Genomic DNA, 8,236 nt, shown 5'->3' with positions numbered 1-8,236 from the left:
CAACGCGATCACGACGACGGCCGAAACGCTGACCGATACGCTCGGCACCGGCCTCGCGGTGGGCACCTTGCCGGCCGGCTGCACCGCGGCGGGCCAGGTCATCACTTGCGTACTGGCAGCAGGCGCGGCGATCGACGATCACACCTTCGAATACACCGCGACGGTGACCGCCAATGCGACCACCTCGGTGAGCAACAGCGTGGTGCCGAGTACGGGCACGTGCCTAACTTGCACGACCACCAACCCGGTTTCGCCCGAAATTACGGTCAACAAGAGCGTGAACCCGGGCAGCGGCACGGCGGTGTCGGTCGGCGACACGCTGACCTACACCTTGACCGTGTCGGTCGCCAATGCGGTGACCACGACGGCGGAGACGCTGACGGATACCCTGGGTGCGGGTCTGACGGTCGGCACCTTGCCGGCCGGCTGCAGTGCGTCGGGCCAGGTGATCACTTGCGTACTGGCAGCAGGCGCGGCGATCGACGATCACACCTTCGAATACACCGCCACGGTGGCCGCCAATGCGACCACGTCGGTGAGCAACAGCGTGGTGCCGAGCACGGGCACCTGCCTGACCTGCACGACCACCAATCCGGTTTCGCCCGAAATCACAGTCAACAAGAGCGTGAATCCGGGCAGCGGGACGGCGGTGTCGGTCGGCGACACGCTGACCTACGCGCTGACCGTCAGTGTCGCCAACGCGATCACGACGACGGCCGAAACGCTGACCGATACGCTCGGCACCGGCCTCGCGGTGGGCACCTTGCCGGCCGGCTGCACCGCGGCGGGCCAGGTCATCACTTGCGTACTGGCAGCAGGCGCGGCGATCGACGATCACCTGTTCGAGTACACCGCGACGGTGACCGCCAATGCGACCACCTCGGTGAGCAACAGCGTGGTGCCGAGTACGGGCACGTGCCTGACCTGCACGACCACCAACCCGGTTTCGCCCGAAATTACGGTCAACAAGAGCGTGAACCCGGGCAGCGGCACGGCGGTGTCGGTCGGCGACACGCTGACCTACACCTTGACCGTGTCGGTCGCCAATGCGGTGACCACGACGGCGGAGACGCTGACGGATACCCTGGGTGCGGGTCTGACGGTCGGCACCTTGCCGGCCGGCTGCAGTGCGTCGGGCCAGGTGATCACTTGCGTACTGGCAGCAGGCGCGGCGATCGACGATCACACCTTCGAATACACCGCCACGGTGGCCGCCAATGCGACCACGTCGGTCAGCAACAGCGTGGTGCCGAGTACCGGCACCTGCCTGACCTGCACAACCATCAACCCGGTCGATCCGACCCTCACGGTCAACAAGACCGTCAACCCAGGTAGCGGCACGACGGTATCAGTCGGCGACACGCTGACCTACACCTTGACCGTGTCGGTCGCCAATGCCGTGACCACGACGGCGGAGACGCTGACGGACACCTTGGGTGCGGGTCTGGCGGTCGGCACCTTGCCGGCCGGCTGCACCGCGTCAGGCCAGGTCATCACTTGCGTACTGGCAGCAGGCGCGGCCATCGACGATCACCTGTTCGAGTACACCGCGACGGTGGAAGCCGATGCAACGACCTCGGTCGAGAACAGCGTGGTGCCGAGTACCGGCACCTGCCTGACCTGCACGACCACCAATCCGGTTTCTCCTGAAGTTACGGTCAACAAGAGCGTCAACCCGGGCAGCGGTACGGCGGTGTCGGTGGGCGACACGCTGACCTACACGCTGACCGTCAGTGTCGCCAACGCGATCACGACGACGGCGGAAACGCTGACCGACACGCTCGGCGCCGGCCTCACCGTCGGCACCTTGCCGGCGGGCTGCAGCGTTGCCGGGCAGGTCATCACCTGCACGCTGGCGGCGGACGCGGCGATCGGGGTACATACCTTCGTGTACACCGCCACGGTCGATGCCGACGCGACGACTTCGGTCGAGAACAGCGTGGTGCCGAGCTCCGGTACCTGCACGACCTGCACCACGACCAACCCGATCGTGCCGAAGGTATCGGTGGTCAAATCCTCGGATCCGGCCAGCGGAGAGACCGTCAAGGCGAACGACCTGGTCACCTACACCGTGTCGGTCACCGTCGCCAACTCGGCGACCACCGAGGCGATCACGCTGACCGACACCCTCAGCGGTGCGCAGGCTGTGCAGGCGGATTCGATCGTCGCGCCGGCGGGTGGCACCTGCATGGTCTCGGGCGACGTGCTGACCTGCACGCTGGCGGCCGGTACGGCGCCTGGCGTCCACAGCTTCGTCTACCAGGCACGCGTCGATGCCGACGCTTCGGGCAACATCGGCAATCAGGTCATCGCCACCGGTGGCGGTGGCGAGGATCCGGACTGCGTCAGTTGCAGCACCGAACATCGCATCGCCGAACCTGTGGTCAACGTCACCAAGTCGGCCGATCCGGGCAACGACGCGCAGCTCCACATCGGCGACGTCATCGACTACACGCTGACGGTGACCGTGGCCGATGCCGCGACCACCTCGGACCTCGTGCTCGACGACACCCCGGGCCCCGGCCTGACCGTCGGCGCATTGCCGGCCGGCTGCACCATCAGCGGCCCCGGACTGCGCTGCGTGCTGCCATCGGGAAGCGTGCCGGGCACCTACACCTTCGACTATCCCGTCACCATCAACCCCGATGCCGGTGATGCCGTGCGCAACGCGGTGCTGGCCAATGGCGGCGGTGGCACGCAGAACCAGCCGACCTGCCTGAGCTGCGAGACGGAGCACAAGGTTGTCGACGACGCATTGCTGCGCGTGGTCAAGACCACCAGTGTGCGCGAAGCGCGGATCGGCGATCTGGTCCGCTACACGCTGACGGTGCAGAACGTCGGCGCCACCAACGTGCGCGATGCCGAAATCATCGACACACCGCCGGCGGGCTTCAGCTACGTCGAAGGTTCGCTGGTGGTCGCCGATGGCGACAATGCAGGCAGCGCCGATGGCTACAACCCGATCCGCTTCGGCGACCTGGACATCGACGCCGGCGCATCGGCGACGCTGGTCTACCTGATGCGCGTCGGCGCGGGCGTGCGCCCGGGCGTGCTGGTCAACCAGGCACAGGCGTTCTCCAGCGGTGGCGACCCGGTCTCCAACATCGCCACCGCCGAGGTGGCGCTGGTCGCCGATCCGTTGATCGACGAAAGCCTGATCCTGGGCACGGTGTTCGACGATCGCGATGGCGACGGCTGGCAGGACAACGCGGAGCTGACCGGCATCCACGTGCAAGGCGGTTTTGCAGCCTCGGCCTACGTGCCCGGCTCGACCACCATCGATCGTGGCGACGGAGCGGAACCGGAAGCAGATGCCAGCGCGCCGCTGTTGCATGGCATCGCGCTGGGCGACATCGCTGCGCGGCAGTCGATCGCCGATCCGACCCAGCGCCGGCAGATCGTGCTCAGCCAGCGTCTGGTCGACACCCGCTTCACCGACGACTTCGTGCTGACCACCCGACAAGGCGTGACGGTACGGATGGATGCGGCCGGCAACAGCACGGTCGAGCGGAGTGGCGAGGCCGCCAAGGGCCTCAACGCCGCCGCACCGGTGGTCACCCGCCGCATCGCCCAGGGCGAAGGCGGTTACGTGGTGGACTACGTGATCGGCAATGCCGGCATCGACGAGCGCGGTATCCCCGGCGTGCGCATCGCCTCGGTGGATGGTTTGTTGATGGAGACCGACCAGTTCGGCCGTTACCACCTTGCCGGCGTGCCGGGTGGCGCGTGGGAGCGCGGTCGCAACTTCATCCTCAAGGTCGATCCGGCGACATTGCCGCCGGGAACGGAGATCACCACCGACAACCCGCTGATCCGTCGCATCACCCCGGGACTGCCGGTGCGCTTCGACTTCGGTGCCAGGTTGCCGGTCGAAGAGATCAAGGGCGGCGAACAGCAGGTCGAACTGGAGCTGGGCGAAGTGGTCTTCGACCCGGGCAGCGCACAGGTGCGCGAGCAATACCTGCCGTTGATCGAACAGATCGCCGCCAGGGTGACCGAGTACCACGGTGGCGAAGTGGTGATCGGCGCCAATGGCGACAGCGAAGGCCTCGCCTTCGAACGCGCCAGCGCGGTGAAGGCGGCGTTGCTGGCGCAGCTGCCTGCGGAAAGCGCGCAAACGCTGACCGTCAGCGTGCGCACCGTGGTCGACGATCCGTCGACGCTGGTGGCCGGCATCGCCGAAGGCGGCGCGCTGTTGGGCACGGTGCTGTTCGATACCGATCGTTCGACGATCAAGCCGGAGTTCGCGCCGCTGCTCGACAAGGTCGCGGCCTGGCTTGAACAGCAGCGTGGCGGCGCGGTGGCGATCGTCGGCCATGCCGACCTGCGAGCTTCCGATGCCTACAACCTCGCCCTGGGCATGCGCCGTGCGCGTGCGGTCTACGAAGCGATCGCGACAAGGCTGAGCCCGGAAGTGCGCGGCAAGGTGCGCGTGGAATCAAGCAACGACCCGGCAGCCCCTGCCGGCGCCAGCCGCAAGTAAGGGGACGGGCCATGAAGATGAAGATGAAGCTACTCGATTACACGTTGATCGGCCTGTTGGCTGGCATGGCGCCAACGGTCGCCGCGCAGGATGCGGGGCAGGCGGCGGTCGATCCGGTCGATGCCACCGCGCAACCGGCGCTCCCGGACTGCAGCGACAAAAGCGAATGCCGTTCCGATGCCGGCCTGCTGTTCAAGCTGCGCACGCGCGGTGAACGTCAGCCGTTGACGACGGATGCCGGCGACGCATCGTCGACAACCCTGCAACCCGACCGTCGCGTCACCGTGGGACTGGAACGTCCGGGCGAGGCGACCGTATCGGGAAAATTCAGCGTGCAGCTGGCCAATGGCGGCGTGATCTGGGCCACCGAGGATCCCGCGCTGGGCGAGCCCGAGCTGTCGATCTCGGCGCCATCGATCGTGCCCTTCGATGGCAGCGCGATCACCAAGCCGGTGCAGTTCTACGTGCGCAGCAACTACTCATCGTTCGTCCAACGTTACGAGCTGACGATCTATCGCGCCGCCGACACCGATCTGATCGAGCCGGTCGCGATGGTGCCGCTGGACGTGGCCGCGGTATCCAATAGCGACTGGGATGGCAGCCTGCCGTCGAAATATCGTTTCCGCGCCGGCGACGAACTGGTCTACGTGCTGCGCGCCTACGATGATGAAGGCAATTTCGACGAGACCCAGCCGCGCATGCTGCAGCTGGTGACGCCGGAAGAAGCCGAGCGTGGCGGACAACAGTTGCGCGACAGCGCCGAGAAATACCTCGGTACCGCGCTCACCAGCGACCAGGCGCAGACCCAGAGCCTGATCCAGAGCGTGTTCGCCGACAACGGCCTGCGCCAGCAGAACATCCCGATCTACGGTTCGCGCATCCGCGTGCAGGGCCGCAACCTGCCCGCCGGGCAAAGCCTCGACATCAACGGCGACAGCTACCCGGTCGACCTCGAGCGCAAGTTCGTGGCCGAGTACCTGGTGCCGGTCGGCCGGCAGGTCTTCGATATCGAATTGCGCAGCGGCAGCGATGGCCTCGGCGGCACGCCGGCAGCGGCCGGTGCCGGCGCACGCCACACCCTGGACATCGACGTCACCGGCCGTTATTTCTTCGGCGTCGGCATCGCCGACCTGACCGTGTCGCAGAACGACATCGGCGGCTCGGTCGATCAGTTCGCCACCGACAGCCGCTATGCGGACGACGTGATCAGCGACGGACGCCTCGCGTTCTACGGCAAGGCCAAGTTCAAGGGCCGGTACCTGATCACCGCGCAGGCCGATACCACCGAACGTGATCTGGAACACCTGTTCGATGGCTTCACCAATGCCGACCCGCAGGATATCTTCCGCCGTCTCGACCCGGATCTGTATTACCCGGTGTATGGCGACGACTCGACGACCTATCGCGACGTCGACACCATGGGCCGCTTCTACCTGCGCGCCGACTGGGACAAGAACCAGGCGCTGTGGGGCAACTACGCCACCGGCATCGGCGGCACCGAGTACGGGCAGTACGTGCGTTCGCTGTACGGCGCCGCGCTCAGCTGGCGTTCGCGCAGCAGCAATGCCTGGGGCGATCCGGATACGCAACTGCGCGTGTTCGGCTCCGAGGCGCAGACCGCGCCCGGCCACAGCGAATTCATCGGCACCGGCGGCAGCCTGTATTACCTCAAGCATGCCGACCTGCTGCCGGGTTCCGACAGCGTGGTGCTGGAGATCCGCGACACCACCACCGGACGGGTCGAGAATCGCGTGACCCTGCAGCGCGGCGCCGACTACGAGATCGACGAACTGCAGGGCCGCGTCCTGCTGACGCGTGCGCTGGCGATGATCACCCGCGAGAACCTGCGCAGCATCACCCGCGACACGCCGCTGGATGGCTACGAGCAACGCCTGATCGTGGACTACGAATGGGTGCCGTCGAATTTCGATGCCGACGAGGTCACCGCGGGCTTCCGCGGCAAGCACTGGTTCGGCGATCGCCTCGGCGTCGGCGTCACCTACGTGGACGAGAACCGCGCCGGTGAGGATTACACCCTGGCCGCTGGCGACATCACCTTGCAGGCGGGCAAGGGCACCTACCTCAAGGCCGAATACAGCCAGACCGAATCGTTCAGTGCGCCGGTGTTCTTCTCCGACAACGGCGGCTTCACCTTCACCCAGCTCAATCCGGTCGGTCCGCGCGAAGGCGAGGCCAAGGCCATCGAGGCGCGCGCCAACTTCAAGGAACTCGGCTGGACCGAGCAGGACTGGTCCGCGGGCGCCTGGTGGCGCGTGGTCGGTGCGGGTTATTCGGTCAGCCGCTACGACAACGGCCTGGACATCGAGGAGCGTGGCGCCGAGTTGCTCGGCCAGTTCACGCCCAACCTCGGCATCTACGTGCGTTACACGCAGGCCGAGCGTGGCAGCGAATCGCTCGACCAGGCGCAGGTGACCGGCGAGTGGCGCATCAGCGACTTCAGCACGTTCAGTGCCGAGCTGCGTAAAGTCGAAGAGCAACGTCTGGCCGGCAACGTGGCGGGCACGTTGGCGGCATTGCGCTACTCGCAGCGCGTGGGCACCAGCCTCGACCTGTACGGCATCGCCCAGTTCACCGTGGATGACGACAACGGCGCCTATGCCGACAACGACGCCTACACCGTGGGCGGCAAGTACCTGTTCGGCGATCTGTCGAGCGTCGGTGCCGAACTGACCAGCGGCGATCGCGGCGATGCGGCGCAGGTAAGCGCCGAGTACCGTTTCAGCCCGGAACACACGGCCTACGGCAGCTATACCTATTCGACCGACACGACGCAGTACGACTCGTTGTTCAATCCAGCCCGCCAGAACGGCTGGACCCTGGGGCAGCGCTGGCGGTTGTCGAACCAGGTCAACGTGTTCAACGAAAGCCAGTTCCTCAAGACCCGCGCCGAATCGGGCCTGGCGCATACCTTCGGCATGGATTTCTATCCGGCGCAGGGTTGGAACCTAGGCTTCACGCTGTCCGACGGCGAACTGGTCAACAGCGCCGGTGGCGAAGTCGACCGCCGTGCGATCAGCCTCAGCGGCGGCCGTACCTCGCCCGACACCGACTGGCAGAGCAAGCTGGAATGGCGCAAGGACAGCGGCTTCGAACAGCGCGAACAATGGATCAGCACCAACCGCTTGCTGCACAAGATCAACGACAGCTGGCGCATCGCCGCGCGCCTGAACTACGCCGACACCGACGACGAACTCAACCCGGCCGCCGGCGCCAAGTTCATCGAAAGCAACATCGGCTTCGCCTGGCGTCCGTGGAACAGCACGCGCTGGGGCGTGTTCGGTCGTTACACCTACCTGTACGACCTCGCCACGATGGAGCAGGTCAACGGCGCCACCTACGACCAACGGTCGCAGGTGCTGTCGCTGGAAGGCGTGTACAAGCACGACCAGCATTGGGAATTCGCCGCCAAGCTGGCGCGGCGCGAGGGCGAAGTGCGATTCGGCCGCGGTACCGGCGCATGGTTCGATTCGGCCACCACCTTCGCTTCTGTCCAGGTGCGTTACGAATTGCGGCAGAAGTGGCATGCGCTGGTCGAGTTCCGTCGGCTCGACGTCGATGACGGCGGTACCAAACAGGGCTGGCTGGCCGGCGTGGACCGCGACCTCGGCAAGAACTTCCGTCTCGGCGCCGGCTACAACTTCACCGAGTTCAGCGACGATCTGACCGATTTCGATTACGACCACAAGGGCTGGTTCATCAACCTGGTGGGGAGTTACTGATGGCATCGAAAGA

At 66.2% G+C, this 8,236-nt stretch carries 2 protein-coding genes; both read left to right on the top strand.

Annotation, left to right across the window (positions count from 1 at the left end; all coding sequences use genetic code 11):
* A partial coding sequence (locus tag CSC74_RS13025; RefSeq protein WP_162314910.1) for an OmpA family protein occupies positions 1-4,483 on the top strand: 4,483 nt, incomplete at its 5' end.
* 11 nt (positions 4,484-4,494) lie between these two features.
* Positions 4,495-8,223: a hypothetical protein gene (locus CSC74_RS13020; protein WP_211369639.1), complete on the top strand. Its 3,729-nt coding sequence runs from the start codon at positions 4,495-4,497 to the stop codon at positions 8,221-8,223.
* Positions 8,224-8,236: the final 13 nt, after the last annotated feature.

It is taken from the genome of Pseudoxanthomonas yeongjuensis, from assembly GCF_010093345.1.
Taxonomy (GTDB): Bacteria; Pseudomonadota; Gammaproteobacteria; order Xanthomonadales; family Xanthomonadaceae; genus Pseudoxanthomonas_A; species Pseudoxanthomonas_A yeongjuensis.
Note: the sequence above shows the minus strand (reverse complement) of the source record. Positions and strands in the feature narration are given on the sequence as shown.